At 59.6% G+C, this 14945-nt stretch carries 14 protein-coding genes; 4 read left to right on the top strand and 10 right to left on the bottom strand.

Annotation, left to right across the window (positions count from 1 at the left end):
• The first annotated feature begins 47 nt into the window (after positions 1 to 47).
• A complete protein-coding gene (gene map / locus HMPREF2943_RS09300; RefSeq protein WP_070711411.1) occupies positions 48 to 917 on the top strand; it encodes a type I methionyl aminopeptidase in 870 nt (289 codons plus the stop codon).
• 108 nt (positions 918 to 1025) lie between these two features.
• Here map and HMPREF2943_RS12670 read toward each other — a convergent pair whose 3' ends face one another.
• The 6 genes from HMPREF2943_RS12670 to HMPREF2943_RS09270 form a co-directional block, all read right to left on the bottom strand.
• Positions 1026 to 1460, bottom strand: coding sequence for a hypothetical protein (locus tag HMPREF2943_RS12670; RefSeq protein ID WP_246817302.1), 435 nt, complete (start codon positions 1458 to 1460; stop codon positions 1026 to 1028).
• 48 nt (positions 1461 to 1508) lie between these two features.
• Positions 1509 to 1862 (bottom strand): hypothetical protein, encoded by a 354-nt coding sequence (locus HMPREF2943_RS09290; protein ID WP_070643849.1) that lies wholly within the window; start codon positions 1860 to 1862, stop codon positions 1509 to 1511.
• Positions 1863 to 2166: 304 nt separating this feature from the next.
• Positions 2167 to 2565 (bottom strand): hypothetical protein, encoded by a 399-nt coding sequence (locus HMPREF2943_RS09285; protein ID WP_070445619.1) that lies wholly within the window; start codon positions 2563 to 2565, stop codon positions 2167 to 2169.
• A gap of 41 nt (positions 2566 to 2606) precedes the next feature.
• Entirely contained in the window at positions 2607 to 3044 is a 438-nt protein-coding gene (locus tag HMPREF2943_RS09280) for a hypothetical protein (RefSeq protein WP_070445621.1), read from the bottom strand.
• Between the two features lie 341 nt (positions 3045 to 3385).
• Positions 3386 to 4771 carry a mycothione reductase gene (mtr, locus tag HMPREF2943_RS09275; RefSeq protein WP_070711410.1) on the bottom strand — a complete coding sequence of 462 codons (1386 nt, stop codon included), beginning with the start codon at positions 4769 to 4771 and terminating at the stop codon, positions 3386 to 3388.
• 56 nt (positions 4772 to 4827) lie between these two features.
• Positions 4828 to 5829, bottom strand: a complete 1002-nt coding sequence (locus HMPREF2943_RS09270) for an alpha/beta hydrolase (protein WP_070711409.1) — start codon at positions 5827 to 5829, stop codon at positions 4828 to 4830.
• Positions 5830 to 6130: 301 nt separating this feature from the next.
• Here HMPREF2943_RS09270 and mqo point away from each other — a divergent pair, with 301 nt between their 5' ends.
• Positions 6131 to 7633, top strand: coding sequence for a malate dehydrogenase (quinone) (gene mqo, locus HMPREF2943_RS09265; protein ID WP_070711408.1), 1503 nt, complete (start codon positions 6131 to 6133; stop codon positions 7631 to 7633).
• A gap of 298 nt (positions 7634 to 7931) precedes the next feature.
• Here the strand turns inward: mqo and HMPREF2943_RS09260 are convergent, their stop codons facing one another.
• Both HMPREF2943_RS09260 and HMPREF2943_RS09255 read right to left on the bottom strand, forming a co-directional pair.
• Positions 7932 to 9320 carry a protein adenylyltransferase SelO family protein gene (locus HMPREF2943_RS09260; RefSeq protein WP_070711407.1) on the bottom strand — a complete coding sequence of 463 codons (1389 nt, stop codon included), beginning with the start codon at positions 9318 to 9320 and terminating at the stop codon, positions 7932 to 7934.
• Positions 9313 to 10128 carry a PhzF family phenazine biosynthesis protein gene (locus HMPREF2943_RS09255; protein ID WP_070643863.1) on the bottom strand — a complete coding sequence of 272 codons (816 nt, stop codon included), beginning with the start codon at positions 10126 to 10128 and terminating at the stop codon, positions 9313 to 9315. The genes HMPREF2943_RS09260 and HMPREF2943_RS09255 overlap by 8 nt, the downstream gene beginning before the upstream one ends.
• A gap of 51 nt (positions 10129 to 10179) precedes the next feature.
• Between HMPREF2943_RS09255 and HMPREF2943_RS09250 the strand changes: the two genes are divergently transcribed.
• Positions 10180 to 11493, top strand: coding sequence for a DUF4921 family protein (locus HMPREF2943_RS09250; RefSeq protein ID WP_210399732.1), 1314 nt, complete (start codon positions 10180 to 10182; stop codon positions 11491 to 11493).
• 71 nt (positions 11494 to 11564) lie between these two features.
• Here HMPREF2943_RS09250 and yaaA read toward each other — a convergent pair whose 3' ends face one another.
• The gene (gene yaaA, locus HMPREF2943_RS09245; protein ID WP_070711406.1) at positions 11565 to 12287 is read right to left on the bottom strand and encodes a peroxide stress protein YaaA; all 723 of its coding nucleotides are present in this window, start codon (positions 12285 to 12287) and stop codon (positions 11565 to 11567) included.
• Positions 12288 to 12319: 32 nt separating this feature from the next.
• Between yaaA and HMPREF2943_RS09240 the strand changes: the two genes are divergently transcribed.
• On the top strand, positions 12320 to 14089 hold the full coding sequence (locus tag HMPREF2943_RS09240) for a proline--tRNA ligase (protein WP_070711405.1): 1770 nt from the start codon (positions 12320 to 12322) through the stop codon (positions 14087 to 14089).
• Here HMPREF2943_RS09240 and HMPREF2943_RS09235 read toward each other — a convergent pair.
• Positions 14086 to 14925, bottom strand: coding sequence for a hypothetical protein (locus tag HMPREF2943_RS09235; protein ID WP_070711404.1), 840 nt, complete (start codon positions 14923 to 14925; stop codon positions 14086 to 14088). The two genes, HMPREF2943_RS09240 and HMPREF2943_RS09235, sit on opposite strands and share 4 nt — an antisense overlap.
• Between the last annotated feature and the right edge of the window lie 20 nt (positions 14926 to 14945).

Raw genomic sequence — 14945 nt, 5'->3', positions numbered from 1 at the left:
TGGTGTCCTTTGTCGGGTGCTGGGGAAGAGGGCTACCATGAGTAGTTATGACTAAGCGCGCGATGCTAAAACAAGAAAAAGATACCCCAATCCGCAAGGTACCGAAGGATATTGAGCGCCCCGAGTACGTGTGGAAGGACACGGTCCAGGAAGCTCAGGGCGAGCCATTCGTGCAGACCCCGGAGATTATTGAGGCCATGCGTGAGGCCTCCCGGATTGCCGCCAACGCCCTTCAGGAGGCGGGAAAGGCTGTGGCTCCCGGTGTGACCACGGATGAGATTGACCGCGTTGCGCACGAGTATATGTGTGACCACGGTGCCTACCCCTCGACGCTGGGTTACTTGGGTTTCCCGAAATCCTGCTGTGTTTCCCTCAACGAGATTGTCTGCCACGGCATCCCGGATACCACGGTGATCGAGGACGGCGATATTGTCAATATCGATGTCACTGCGTTCAAGAATGGTGTCCACGGCGATACCAACGCTACTTTCCTTGCTGGCAACGTCACTGAGGAACATAAGCTACTGGTGGAGCGCACTAAGGAAGCGATGATGCGCGGCATTAAGGCCGCTAAGCCGGGCCGTGAGATCAACGTCATCGGACGCGTCATCGAGTCCTATGCTCATCGATTTGGCTACAACGTGGTTACTGATTTCACGGGTCACGGTGTAGGTCCTACCTTCCACAACGGGCTGGTTGTCCTGCACTACGATTCCATGACCTACCGTGACATCCTCGAGCCCGGAATGACCTTGACCATCGAGCCGATGATTAACCTGGGCTCGCTGGACTATGAGATTTGGGATAACGGCTGGACCGTCCAGAACACGGATGGAAAGTTCACCGCCCAGTTCGAGCACACCATCGTGATCACCGACGATGGCAATGAGATCCTCACCCTGCCGGATGAGGCCTAGCGTTTAGGCGCTAAGCGCCTAAACATTGCTAAAACGAAACAAGCCCTCCGCCTCCCGTGTGATTCACGGTGGGGCGGAGGGCTTTGTGTTGCCAGAAATGAACGCGAACTAGAACGAGACGTTCTTGATGGCCTGGCCGACGTAGTCCGGGATCACGCCGGAAAATACAGCGTAGTTGTAAGCTGCAACGGCGGAGGAAACAGCAGCAGCGGCAACCATAGCGATGGTGCCACCACGCCAGAGGTCCAGCCACTGCGGAACCTGGGACGGGTTCTTGGTGGAGCCGAAAGCGTCGGCACCATTACCGGTGATGTTGCCATCGGTCACGCCGCCCAGCTTGGAGGAAAGAGAGCCCTCGCCCTCAGAGGAGAGCGCGGAGGACATTTCGGAGGAGGTAGCGTCCTTCTGGAGCTCCTTCTGGACCTGCTCTTCGGTCAGTCCGGAGCCCTCAACGGCCTCAGCGGCGGAAGCAACGGTGGTGCCAGCGAAGGCGACGGTGACGGCGGTTGCAGCAGCAACGGCGGCGGTGCGGAATTTACGCATCTTGAGAAAAGCCTTTCAAAAAGTGGGTTAGAAGGGGGAAGGGGAGAACTACATGCCGAACTTGAGGTAGTTCAGTGCCGGGCCAACCAGACCACCGGCGATGGTGATGATGGTGGCGACGATGCCGATGCCAGCCAAGGCCTGTGCCCACTTCGGCTCGGTGGAGATAGAAGAGTTCTGGCCGAAGATGTTCTGACCGTTGGCTTCCTTCTCAGCCTCGAGCGCCTTGCCCAGTGCGGAGGAGCCGCCTGCCTTCTGGGTGCCCTGCTGCTCACCAGCGGATGCGGAAGAGTTGGAAGTGGAATCGTTGCTGCTGCCCTCTGCAGCGGCAGCAACGGTGGTGCCGCCGAATGCAACAGCGAGAGCGGTAACACCGGCAATGGTGGCCTTGCGAATGCGCATAGTGTGAATCCTTTTAAACCTCGTAGGAACTGGAGTAACTATAGGGTGCCCCAAGTCACTTGAGCGATTCTAGCGTAAACATTGACAGGATTCACTGGAACGGCACCACTCTTAGATGTTTACTTGAGGCCGCCAAATCCCCCTGTCGGGCACACCACTGTAGCAATTCACTCAGCAATTATTAAGAGAGTTAGAGTATCTCCACAGTTCATCGGTGCCTAGGCATGCAAAAGCGCCCACCCCCACGATGCGAGGATGGGCGCTAATGAAGTGCGCTGAGTCAGTCAGCGTACCCGCAACTTAATTAGCGGCGGAAAATCGGGTCCAGCACGTGTGCCGGAACGATGTTGTTGTACACAGCGAAGTTGTAGGCAGCGAACAGGGCGCCTGCAATTGCGGTGCCGAGGGCAGCGTAGGTGCCGCCACGCCAGATCTCAGCCCACTGCGGGTTATCCTCGGCGCGCTTCTTGCCGAAGAGGTCCTCGCCGGTGACCTTCCTGTCCTTCTCGGTAGCGGTGCCCCACTTGGAGGACAGGGTCTCGTCGGAGTCGTCTTCCTTGACCTTGTCGTATGCGGAGGACAGGTTGGAAGAGGAGGTGTTCTCGGTCTCGTTGTCCTCTGCAGCGAAGGCAACGGAGGTGCCGGCGAAAGCAACGGAAGCGGCGGTTGCAGCGGCAACGGCAGCGGTGCGGAAGTTACGCATGAAATTTAAACCTTTCGGAAAAAGTGTGTAAGGGAGACGTCTTAGAAGGACGGGCCGTGGACGAAGAAGTTGTACACAACGCCGATGAAGCCAGCTACGGAAGCGATGGCGCTAGCGATGCCCAGGCCGTAGAAAGCCTTGGCCCAAGCCGGCTGGTCGCCGAGAGTGGTGCACTCTTCCTCGGTCTCGTCAGCATCGCAGTTCTCGTGCTTGGAGGAGCCGAAGATGGCGCGGCCGTCAGCCGCAGTGCCCTTGTTGTCGTTCTCATTAACGTAGAACCAGTCACCAATCTTGGAGGACAGGGAAGCCTCGGAGTTGGTGTTGTCCTCAGCGGAGGAGGAGCCGTTGTCGGTGGAAGCGGAAGAGTTGGTGTTCTCCTGAGCGGAGCCGTTGGCGTCCTCAGCGAAAGCGACGGTGGAGCCGCCGAAAGCAACAGCGAGAGCAGTAGCGCCGGCGATGGCTGCATTGCGGATACGCATATCAAAAGTCCTTAGAGTCGTACGTGCAAAGCCTCCAGAGTAGGAGGCTTTGATTTACAGGGATAGGGATTATTTTGGTATCCCCAAAACACACTGAGCCGGTAGAGAGTATCGGCTCGTTCCGGTGTCTGTAATTAACCTAGCCAACGGTCAGGCAAAATGCACGTCAGTTTGAGTCTTCTTTTAAGCCCTCACGGCTATCACCCCCAAAATGGGTGAAATTCTGAAAGGGTGCTGACAGATGTTGTTGGTGTTAAAAAGTGCTTGTAGTGCGGTTCAGGGCTTTTGGTGAAATTAGTTTAATCGCAATGTGAAAAAGATCACTCAATCCGATGTAACTTTCACTCCTGCCACTCTAGTCCCAAAACTGCGTTTTCCACTACTTCTGGCAGTGCCGGGTGGATCCAGTATTGCGAGCGAGCGAACTCGCGTATATCAAGGTCGTAGACCATGGCAGTGATCAACTGCTGTATAAGAGTGGACGCTTGTGGGCCCATGATGTGGGCGCCGAGGAGCTTGCCGGTGGCACGATCGGCCACGAGCTTGCAGATGCCCGTTGCGTCTTCCATAGCCCATCCATAGGCAACGTCGCCAAAGTTCTGCACCTTCACCGTGACGTCATAGCCCTCTTCGCGGGCTTGTGCCTCAGTAAGTCCCACCGTCGCAATTTGCGGGTGGGTGAAAATGGCAGCGGGGATGTGCTCGTGCGGCATGGGACGGAGGTCTTCAGGATGCAACAGATTGTGCTGTACCGCTCGTTGCTCCGCATTGGCTACGTGCTTGAGCATGTAAGGAGAGGAGACATCGCCGAGCGCCCACACGCCCTCGCAGGTCGTGCGACCAAACTCGTCGACCTTGATGCGCCCGTCCTCGTGCATTTCAATACCGCTGGTAGAAAGATCCATCTGATCGCCGTTGGGCTGGCGGCCGGTGGCCACGAGGATGGCTTCCGCCTCCACGACATCACCGTTATCCAAGGTGAGGCGTACACCGTCTGCGGTTTCCTCTAGTGCTGTGGCGGTGCCAATGCGTACGTCGAAACGTTCGCGTGCGATGTCGTTGAACCGGGAGCTTAAGTCTTCGTCAAGGAACCGGAGGAACTTCTCCGAGCGGTTGACCACGGTCACTTCCGTCCCCAGGCCGTCGAAGACGTGGGCAAATTCCATGGCGATGTAGCCGCCACCGACCACGATGAGGCTACGCGGCTGCTTCTCAAGCCGCATGATGTCCTCGTTGGTGTGGACCGGCACGGAAGAGCTGGCATAGGGTTCGGGCAGTACAGGGCGTGAGCCGGTAGCAATAACAATATTGTCACCGGTGATGATGTCATCGCCCGCTTGCAGGGTTTTCGGTCCGATGAACCGAGCATGTTGATCAAAGACTGTAATATTGGGCGTTTCCTCGCCACGGCGGTACTCTTCGCCGCCGCGGGCGATCTGATCGATGCGGTTGTGGAATACGCGCTCGACAATGCCGTCCCAATCCACAGCATCCACGTGGGCGCTGAGCCCAAGACGGGTTGCCTCGCGCGCGGCGAGTGCCACGTCGGCAGCGTAGACGTACATCTTCGTTGGGATGCAGCCCACGTTGAGACAGGTTCCGCCGAAGGTTCCCTTTTCGATGACGGCGATGGATTTATCGTCGAACTCAGGGGAGGGGATTGAATTTCCCGACCCAGTGCCGATGATGACGAGGTCAAAGTGCTGTGCGGAAGTCATGCCGACCATTCTAGAGGCTGCCTAGCCGCAACCCGTGCAGGCCGAAAAGCGCGAGGTGGGCGAGTCTAATCCGTCTCAAGAGGGGCCACGGCGCGCAACCATTCCGCGGCGGTGGAGAATGCTTCCTGCAGCGGCTCGGGGCGGGAAAGAAAGAGATCGTGGCGCCCATTATTTACAACGTGGAGCGTGTAACGGGCGCTGAGCTCCTTGGCCCATCGCTGGCTCTGGCGTACGTCCACAACAACATCGGCGGTGTTAGAGGATTCGCTATAAGGCTGATTGAGTTCGGAGCGTCCTGAAGTCATGGTCAGCAGCGGGAGTCCCATGTTGATGCGGCCGGAATGGATCGCGTCGAAGCCATGGAAGACCGCTGCTACCCAGCCCAGGTATTTCGGGTGCCCGCCCAGTGGCTTGAGGCGACGGTCGAAATCCCAGTCGCCCTGCTCCTCGGCATGGATAGATTCCCCGTAGGCGGTGAGATCGCCCCCGGGAATTTCGATCCGCGGAGCGATAGCGGCGCCAGCGAAGATTACGTGCTTGAGCACCTCATAAGTTTTATCCGCTATTCTCATCATGGCTAACCAGGGGCTGTTGAACACGACACCAGAGATTCGATCGAAGCGCTCACGGTCCTGGCGGCGAAGGCGATCAAGCCAGAGCGCGGTGATGGTGCCAGCGGTGGAGTGGCCCATGATGATGACACGCTGGTTGGGGAGGGCATCGAGGGCCGCGTTGAGATCAGCGTCGTAGTACTGCAAGTCGCTGATGTAATGCCAGGTCTGTCCGTCCCGTCGAGAGCGTCCGCACTTGCGCAGGTCGATAGCGTAGAAGGCATAGCCGAGCTCATAAAAGTATCGTGCCACGTGGTCGTGGAAGAAATAGTCCGTCATCCCGTGGACCCACAGTAAGGCGGGGCGGTCATCATGGGCATCGCCACGGGGGCAATAGCGCACGAGCGTCGCGCGGACATTGCCTTCACCGTCAGGGTCGGTGCCGAGTTCGAGTGGGGCGGCCTGGAAGTCGGGGCCGAGGATATCTTCTGACCATTCGAGTTCGTTATGCATCATGGGATTCATGATAGGTCGCGCTCCCAGAAGTGTCCGGCCCCGCAGAGCGCTGACGGGAAATGCCCTGCACCACAAATGGGGTAGCAACTTCAGATTCGGGCATTTATTTTTCCAGGAATGCCTATTTCGCACTAAGGGGCGTAAAGTGGAATTAATGCTTGACGGACCTCTCGTAGGGGAGGTCTGTATGCCGGTTTGCTTCCTAGCATCGTCGAGCGCTTTCTCACCGCGCCCTGTGTACCCACATGCGCAGGGCACTTGACCACAACGAATACATCGACTCAAAGAGGTAATAAGTACAGTGTCCTCCGATAAGAAGACAGCACAAGTAGTAGACGAGGTTGAGGTCGCACTCATTGGTGCAGGTATTATGAGCGCCACCCTCGGCGCCATGCTGCGTGAGCTCGAGCCCAGCTGGACGCAGATGGTCTTCGAGCGTTTGGACGGCCCTGCGCTTGAGTCCTCTTCCCCGTGGAACAATGCCGGTACCGGCCACTCCGCGCTGTGCGAGCTGAACTACACCCCAGAAAAGAACGGCCGCATTGATGTTTCCAAGGCTATGAATATCAATGAGAAGTTCCAGGTTTCTCGCCAGTTCTGGTCCCACCAGCTCAACAACGGCATCCTGACGGACCCGAAGGCCTTCATCAACTCGGTTCCGCATGTGTCCTTTGCACAGGGCTCCATCCAGGTGGATTACCTGAAGCGCCGCTTCGACGCGCTGAAGGATAACCACATGTTCCCGAACATGCAGTTCAGCGACGATGACGCCACCTTCCAGGAGAAGCTGCCCCTGATGTCCCAGGGCCGTGACTTCAACTCCCAGAAGGTTGCCATCTCGTGGACCGATGCGGGCACCGACGTCAACTTTGGCGCCCTGGCTAAGCAGTTCTTCACTGCGGCTAAGGCTGCCGGCACCGAGATCCGTTATGGCCACGAGGTCGTTGATATCAAGCGTGAGGGTTCCAAGTGGCGCGTGGTGGCAAAGAACCTCCACACCGGTGACTACCAGGCTGTCCACGCCAAGTTTGTTTTCGTTGGTGCCGGCGGTTACGCACTCGACCTGTTGCGCAAGGCTGGTGTCCGTGAGGTTTCTGGTTTCGCCGGTTTCCCGGTTTCGGGCCTGTGGCTGCGCTCCAAGAACCCGGAGCTGGTCAAGCAGCACCACGCAAAGGTTTATGGCAAGGCTGCTGTGGGCGCTCCGCCGATGTCCGTGCCGCACCTGGACACCCGTGTCATCGACGGTGAAGAAGGCCTGCTGTTTGGTCCCTACGGCGGCTGGTCCCCGAAGTTCCTGAAGAAGGGCTCCTACCTGGACCTGTTCAAGTCCATCCGTCCGGACAACATCACCTCTTACCTGGGCGTGGCAGCACAGGAGTTTGGTCTGACCAAGTACCTGGTCACTGAGGTTCTCAAGGACTTCGATAAGCGCGTTGAAACCCTGAAGGAATACGTCCCGAGCGCTGACCCGGCTGATTGGGAGACTGTTATCGCCGGCCAGCGTGTCCAGGTGATTAAGCCAGCGGGTGCACCGCAGTTCGGCTCCTTGGAGTTCGGCACCACCCTCATCAACAACCCAGAAGGCAGCATCGCTGGTCTGCTTGGCGCTTCCCCGGGTGCTTCCATCACCCCAGCCATCATGATTGAGCTACTGGAGCGCTGCTTCGGTGAGAACATGATTCAGTGGGGCGACAAGATCCAGGAGATGATTCCTTCCTACGGAACTAAGCTGTCCAAGGACAAGAAGCTCTACAACGAGATGTGGGAGTACACGCAGAAGACTCTGCAGCTGGACACCAAGTAATCTCGCTCTTCGCCCCGTCGGCGATTCCTCGCAGGTAATTCTCAGTAATTGGCAGGAAGCGTTCAGTGCACCGGAACGCTTCACCAAGGACAGCGCCCCATAATGATGGTGTGCGTTTGAGAGAGCGCATGCGAGAGAGATAGAGAGAACCCCAGCCACGCGGGGCGGTCGGCCTGAGAAACCGACCGGGAGCGTGGCAGTGAAAGATAGAGACGCACCGCCGCCCCGAGACTCCGTTTCCTTTCCTACGGAGACCTCGGGGCGGTGGTGTGTTTGCTTCTGTTTGCGCTCGTGGTTCTTAGGTTCCGCAGTAGGTGAGATAGCCTTCGGTGCCGCCGGGCTGCTCATACTCCGGCGCAGCATCAAAAGGATGCGTGGTGGCGTGCAGAAGACGGGCGAACTCTTCGGCATCGCCCAGAGCGCTTTCGACCAGCCGCGGCCGAGGAATCACGCGCGGCACGGTTCGCTCGAGCAGCACAGCGTCGGGGCTACTTGCGCAGTAGGCTTCAACGAAACTTCTATCCTTGAGGAGTTCATAGGCCGCCGCAGGCTCGCCCGCCGCGGCACTGACAAGGCTGCGGTTGGCTTGTGTGAGGTCCGGGGCGGCCTGCACGAGGGCAGCGTTGTAATCCTGGAAAAGCTCTTCGGGCATCTGTAGGCAGCGCTGTGCTTCCTGGTGACGCGCTCTTTCATAACGCTCGCCAAAGGTATCAATGGCCTCTTGAGCCCAGGTGAGGGCGGTGTCAGGGGAGTCGTCGATAAGCGGAAGCAGTGACTCCACCAATCGCGCAAGGTTCCAGCCCAACATGTCGGGCTGGCGCCCAAAGCGGTAGCGTCCCTGCGTATCGATAGAGCTAAACCAGGTGTTGGGGTCATAGCTTTCCATGAACGCGCAGGGGCCATAGTCAATGGTTTCGCCCGATAACGTGGTGTTATCGGTGTTCATTACGCCGTGAATGAAGCCCAGCTGCATCCACCCGGCGACCGTCGCGGCTTGTGCCTCCATGACGTGCGTGAACAGCTCCCGGAAGTCGGCGCCGGGGTAGTGGCGTTCACTGGTGTAGGCGGCAAGGCGCTGCAGTAGCCCAGGCACCTGCGAGTGCGCGGCAAAGTGGAAGGAACCAACACGGATGTGGCTCGCGGCCACTCGCACGAGAACCCCTGCCTCTTCCACCATCTGGCGCTGGATGGGGCGACCGGTGGCAAGAACCGCCAGCGACCGAGTGGTGGGCACACCTAGGGCATGCATCGACTCGGAGAAGAGATACTCACGCAGCATTGAGCGCAGCGTGCCGCGCCCATCAGAGCCATAACGCGAGTAGGGAGTCAGCCCCGTGCCCTTGGCATGCAGATCCCACAGACCCGTGGGGTTGTGAGCGGTGGTGGGGCCGGTGACTTCGCCCAAGAGGAGGGCGCGGCCGTCACCCATTGACGGGTTATACTGCCCGAACTGAAAGCCCGCATAGGCCATTGCGTGCGGAGCGACTGCTCCACGGCCAAGGAGGAACTCTATTCCGTCCTCGCTGCGCAGCCAGTCTGGGTCGAGGCCGAGCTCGGCGGCTAGGCGCTCATTGAGCGCCACGATTCGTGGAGCTGGCTGTTCTTCCCCGCGGCTTGCCGTGACCATCTGTGGCAGGCGTTGGGCAAAATCGTTGTGCAGCTCAAAAGGCAGGGGCTTTTTAGTCATCGCGGGACCCCAGGGTTCCGCGCACGCGAATGTGGACGTTGCCGCCTACCCAGAGCTCGTCCCCGTCATCGTCGATAAAGACGCGGCCATCGCGTCCTATTTGGCTGCCTTGTGCCGCGGTATAGCGGGCAGGAACGGCGCCCTTGGCACGGAGGAACTGGGCGGCTCCGCCATTGAAGGAACCGGTGACGGGGTCCTCGAATTGCCCGGTGATAGCGCGAACCTCGTAGGCCGGCTCCGTATCCCCGGTGAGGCCGACCACGCCGACCTTGACGCCGGGGGTGGGTGTGGGGCGAAGCTTCCGCACGGTTTCAGCAGATTCGAGCTGGACCAAGCGCCAGCCAGGCCCGTTGTCCACCCAGCCGGAGTCAACCATGCTCTCTTCATCGATTCCGAGTACGGCGGCTGCTTCGGAGCGCTCGGCCTCACTGAGTTCCCCGTGGCGCAGTAAGGGCGGGGTAGCGAAGGCGAAACGGCCCTCTTCCTGGCGCACGGTTACTAACCCGACACCGCATTCCTGAATCAGGGTCCCGCTCTTTCCTAATAGCTCCGCCGCGACGCGCGCACTGCCCAGCGTGGGGTGACCGGCGAAGGGGAACTCTTCGTACGGGGTGAAGATTCGTACGCGGTAGTCCGCGCCAGGATCTGTAGGTGAGCACAGGAAGGTCGTCTCAGAGAAATTGGTCCAGTGTGCGATACGCTGCATCTCTTCGGTGCTCAAACCATCGGCATCCGCAACCACGGCGAGGGGATTACCGGTAAACGGCCCAGTGGCGAAGACATCTACTTCAAAGAATCGGTGCTGCATGAGGCCTAAGTCTAGTCGCACCGGCGGGTGGGGAGGTCTACGCTGGGCAGCATGAGCGAAGCACTTTTTAGCCGCGTCGAACCTATCCAGACCATGGCGGATGGGACCGTCAAACAGGTCAACCCTTTCTCCGGAACAGAGGTGTGGACGGTGCCGGGACGTGGAAACCGTCCGCTTGCGCATGTGGCAAAGGAACCGCATCCGCTGGGCCCTGATGCCTTGACGCACAGCTGTGCTTTTTGCTCCGGGCGCATGCTGGACACCCCGCCGGAAAAGTCCCGCATCTTGGCTTCGGGGGAGATTCAGCGCGGCCTTTTTCCCCACGAGCTGGATAACTCCCAGCCGCTGTTTCGCCGCGTTCCGAACCTTTTTGAAATCGTGTCTTATGACTATTGGCACGAGAACTATGGCTTCACCATGGATCCAGACCTGGCTCAGCACAAGGAGAAGTACGAAGGCGACGAGGCTGGGCGCCTGCACGTACTTAACGTGGTGCGCACCAAGCTCAAGGCAGCGGGCAAGGATACCGCGCTGGACGACGATTCTCTGCTCGCCCTCGCCGATGGCTTCTTCGGCGGTGGACACGATGTCATCATCTCCTCGCGCCACTTCGTGGACGGGGCGGTCGATGACAGCCAGCTGGCGTCCTCCGGCACGCTGAGCCCCGATGAGCACTTCCTACTCACCACGTTTACTGCGGAATCAACGCGCGAGCTCTACCAGCGCAACCGCTATGCCTCCTATGTCGCCGTGTTCCAAAACTGGCTGGCGCCGGCGGGTGCGTCCTTCGATCACTTGCATAAGCAGCTCGTCGCGATTGACGCCCTGGGCATGGCCGCTCACCAGGAAAATGCGATTCTGCGTGCGCACCCCAACATGTACAACGACTGGGCTGTGGGCTATGCGGCAAAGCGCAACCTCGTCATCGCAGAAAATGATTATGCGGTGCTCTTCGCCGGATTTGGCCACCGCTATCCCACACTGGAGATCTTCTCCAAGTCACCGCGCTGTGAACCGTGGGAACAGAACCCGGAGGAAGTACGTGGAATGTCGGATCTGATTCACGCGGCCCACGCCGCGGTGGGGCCGGACGTGGCCTGCAATGAAGAATGGCACCACCGTCCGCCCAGCGTGGACCTGCCTCAGCCGTGGCGCGTCATGCTCAAGCTCAGGGTATCGACCTTGGCTGGCTTTGAGGGCGGCACGAAGGTCTACATCAACACCATTGATCCGTGGGGTTTGCGTGATCGCGTCGTGGACGCCATGTTCCGCCTTCGCGAGCGCGGAAAGATTGCTTCCGGCATCTCTATCGCCACTGAGTGCGAGCTCAAGCGCAATAGTTTGCGCTATAACCCATTGGTTTGAATGGCCCCGCTTCGCCTGAGCCAGATAAATAGATAAATCGGCGGGCGTAAATAAATTGATAAATAGATAAATCAGACCACGAGCACCAGCTCGGTGCCGCGCAGTTCGGTGCTCATGCCCGACTCTTGGGCTACGCGGGCGGCATCCTCGAGGGTGGAGACGCTCTCGCCCTTGAGAGCGAGTACGCGAGCGAGCTCCCCCTTGTAGTGCTTGTTGAAGTGAGAGACCACCTTGCGGGAGCCATCCTCTTGCACTGACTCCACGCGCACGGTGGCGGCGTCCTTGAGCTTGCCCAGCTGCTGATAGGTGCCCGAGCGCATGTCGATGAGGAACTCGCCAGCGTCGACAAGCGCGCGTAGCTCATCCGTGATCGCCGTACCCCACTGAGACTTCAGCGTCCGCCCGCCCAGTTTCGTACTACCGGAGAGCCGGTAGTGCGGGATGAGGTCATCGGCGCGCAGCAACCCGAAGAGCGCATCGCCCACGGCTAGGTACTTCCGTGCTTCTGGAGGGAGGGTGGGGGCGTCGAGGGCGTCGTAGAGCACGCCGGTGAAACGCTCCAGCGCGGGCATGGTGGGGGAGGAAGCCAACTCGCGGTTGGACTCGGCCTCCCCACGCAACTTCTCAGAGAGCTTGAGCACCTCCAGCGCTTCATCGACGTCGAGGGACGACAACTCTGCAGCAATTTCTCGGCGGATCGGGTTCAGCGCGGGAAAGGAAAGCTCGTCCCAGTTCAGGGCCGCGCCGCTGCCGCCGTGTGCTTTGGTCTCAGAAGGAGGGAGGATGATCAGCATGGCTACATGCTAGCGATGTAGACTGAGCAACCATGATTACACGTCTTTCTGAGCTTTTCCTCCGCACTCTTCGTGAGGATCCGGCTGATGCCGAAGTCCCCAGCCACAAGCTTCTCGTTCGCGCAGGTTATGTGCGCCGTGTCGCGCCGGGTGTGTACACCTGGCTGCCACTGGGGCTGCGTGCCATGCGCAAGATTGAAGACGTTATCCGTCAGGAGATGAACGCCATCGGCGGCCAGGAGATGCTCTTCCCGGCGCTGCTGCCGCGCGAGCCTTATGAGGAGTCGAACCGCTGGACGGAATACGGCGATAATCTGTTCCGTCTGAAGGACCGCAAGGGTGCGGACATGTTGCTGGGCCCGACCCACGAGGAGATGTTCACCACTGCGGTGAAGGATATGTACTCCTCGTACAAGGATTTCCCGGTCACGCTGTACCAGATCCAGACGAAGTACCGCGATGAGGAGCGCCCGCGTGCGGGCGTGCTGCGCGGCCGCGAGTTCACCATGAAGGATTCCTATTCCTTCGACATGACGGATGAGGGGCTCGATGAGTCCTATGCCCGCCACCGCAAGGCCTACCAGAACATCTTTGACCGCCTAGAGATCGATTACGCGATTTGCAAGGCCACTTCTGGTGCGATGGGCGGTTCGGCCTCTGAGGAATTCCTTGCCGTGTCTGAGGTAGGCGAAGATACCTTCGTGCGCGCCACCGAGGGCGATTACGCTGCCAACGTGGAGGCCGTGGTCACTCAGGCTCCAGAGGAAATCCCCTTCGACGGCCTGCCGGAGGCACAGGAGCATGAGACTCCGAAATCCGAGACCATTGAGTCTCTGGTGGAGTGGGCTAAGGGCGCCGGCATTACTGTCGACGGCCGCGAAGTCACCGCCGCGGACACCCTCAAGTGCATGATGATCAAGGTGGCCGCCCCCGCAGCCACGGAAGAAGAGAAGGAATGGGAGCTGGCCGCCGTCCTCATTCCGGGCGACCGCGAGCTGGATGAAAAGCGCCTCGAGGCCTCGCTGGAGCCGGCCGAGTTTGAGCTCGCCGGTGAGGGGGACTTCAAGAAGAACTCCTTCCTGGTCAAGGGTTATGTCGGGCCGCGTGTCCTGAATGCCCACGACGTGAAGGTTTATGCTGACCCGCGCGTGGTTTCTGGTACCTCCTGGATTACCGGCGCCGATGCCCCGCAGCGCCACGTCATCGGACTGGTGGCCGGCCGTGACTTCACTGTGGATGAGTTCATCGAGGCCGCCGAGGTTAAGGAAGGGGACCCGGCACCGAATGGTCAGGGCACTCTGACTCTGGAGCGCGGCATTGAGCTTGGCCACATTTTCCAGCTGGGCCGCAAGTACACCGAGGCTTTCGACGTTCAGATTCTGGATGAGAACGGCAAGCGCGCCGTGCCGACCATGGGGTCCTACGGCATTGGTGTTACGCGCATGCTCGCCGTGCTGGCAGAGCAGCGCCACGATGAGAAGGGCCTCAACTGGCCGGTGGCCGTGGCCCCGTACCAGGTGCACGTGGCCGTAGCGAACAAGGACGCCGCTGCCCTGGAGGCAGGTCAGAAGCTGGTGGAGGATCTGGATCGCGCAGGCATCGAGGTGCTTTACGACGACCGCCCCAAAGTCTCCCCGGGCGTGAAGTTCAAGGATGCTGAGCTTTTGGGTATGCCGTTCATCGCCATCCTGGGCCGCGCTTTCGCTGATGGCATCATTGAGCTGCGCATCCGCGGCGGCGAGACTCGTGAAGTTCCCGCCGATCAGATCGTGGAGACCCTCACGGAACTCATCCGCGGCTAGGCAGCATGAAAGCGGTGCGATTGCGCCGCAACCGTGATAAGCCAGTGCTGCCACGGGGTTGCCGGTGCCGCCGTGATGGCCGCATTGGTCCACTTCAGCGTGTCGTTATGTGCGACCTCGTCGATGAATGCGCGCGCTGAGTCGGCGTCCTTTGGCAGGCTACCTGCCGGTGAATCGTATGCGGGTGCGGGCTGCGGCACGGGACCGAGCTTTTCCAGTTGCAGCTGAAGTTGCAGGATTCTGTCCTCGTGAATGCGCAGAAGCTCATCGACATGATCTTCTTGGTCGGGGGACACATAGGAGCGCGCGAAATCGAGGGCATAGACCTGCTGGTATTCCCATTTTAGGAGCTCGACGCCGAGTTCACGGTCCTGTTCTGTGAGTTCGGGAGCGTCTGCCAGCTCCTCGTTCTTCCACGCGTTAAGCGCAATGGCTTGTGTCAGAACAAGGGCGCGGGATTCTTCAGGAACGTTGCTGATGTTCTCTTCGGAGAATGAGGAGGCGGCGTCAAACACGGCGGAGACGTCCGCGGAATCCTGCGGGGCAACGTCACGGTCGACCGCACAGGAGCGTGGAGTCTCTCCTTCCTCATCGCGTCCGCATAGTCGCTCGATTTCTTCATAGAGCTGCTCAGCTTGCTCTGCGCGCAAGGCAGCGGCATCCGCATCAAGTTCTTCCAAGGCGAGAGCATCCGCACTGGCGGTGTGAGCAAGCGAGGTGAGGGAGGGGTCCGCGTGGGGGCCAAAATAATCCACGATCGCGTCGGTGGCTTGGCAGCCGCCCATCCAGGGGGCAGCGCACACAAGCAGGGTGGGGACAACTACTCGGCGGTTCACGCGATAGACCCTACCCGGGT

Source organism: Corynebacterium sp. HMSC072D12 (assembly GCF_001813925.1).
Taxonomy (GTDB): Bacteria; Actinomycetota; Actinomycetes; order Mycobacteriales; family Mycobacteriaceae; genus Corynebacterium; species Corynebacterium aurimucosum.
This window is presented reverse-complemented; position numbering and strand designations above follow the sequence as displayed.

Excerpts from the sequence above, each read along its gene's own strand:
- map (WP_070711411.1), top strand. The coding sequence starts at position 48 with ATGACTAAGCGCGCGATGCTAAAACAAGAAAAAGATACCCCAATCCGC.
- HMPREF2943_RS12670 (WP_246817302.1), bottom strand. The coding sequence starts at position 1,460 with ATGCGTAAATTCCGCACCGCCGCCGTTGCTGCTGCAACCGCCGTCACC.
- HMPREF2943_RS09290 (WP_070643849.1), bottom strand. The coding sequence starts at position 1,862 with ATGCGCATTCGCAAGGCCACCATTGCCGGTGTTACCGCTCTCGCTGTT.
- HMPREF2943_RS09285 (WP_070445619.1), bottom strand. The coding sequence starts at position 2,565 with ATGCGTAACTTCCGCACCGCTGCCGTTGCCGCTGCAACCGCCGCTTCC.
- HMPREF2943_RS09280 (WP_070445621.1), bottom strand. The coding sequence starts at position 3,044 with ATGCGTATCCGCAATGCAGCCATCGCCGGCGCTACTGCTCTCGCTGTT.
- mtr (WP_070711410.1), bottom strand. The coding sequence starts at position 4,771 with ATGGTCGGCATGACTTCCGCACAGCACTTTGACCTCGTCATCATCGGC.
- HMPREF2943_RS09270 (WP_070711409.1), bottom strand. The coding sequence starts at position 5,829 with ATGATGCATAACGAACTCGAATGGTCAGAAGATATCCTCGGCCCCGAC.
- HMPREF2943_RS09260 (WP_070711407.1), bottom strand. The coding sequence starts at position 9,320 with ATGACTAAAAAGCCCCTGCCTTTTGAGCTGCACAACGATTTTGCCCAA.
- HMPREF2943_RS09255 (WP_070643863.1), bottom strand. The coding sequence starts at position 10,128 with ATGCAGCACCGATTCTTTGAAGTAGATGTCTTCGCCACTGGGCCGTTT.
- HMPREF2943_RS09250 (WP_210399732.1), top strand. The coding sequence starts at position 10,180 with ATGAGCGAAGCACTTTTTAGCCGCGTCGAACCTATCCAGACCATGGCG.
- yaaA (WP_070711406.1), bottom strand. The coding sequence starts at position 12,287 with ATGCTGATCATCCTCCCTCCTTCTGAGACCAAAGCACACGGCGGCAGC.
- HMPREF2943_RS09240 (WP_070711405.1), top strand. The coding sequence starts at position 12,320 with ATGATTACACGTCTTTCTGAGCTTTTCCTCCGCACTCTTCGTGAGGAT.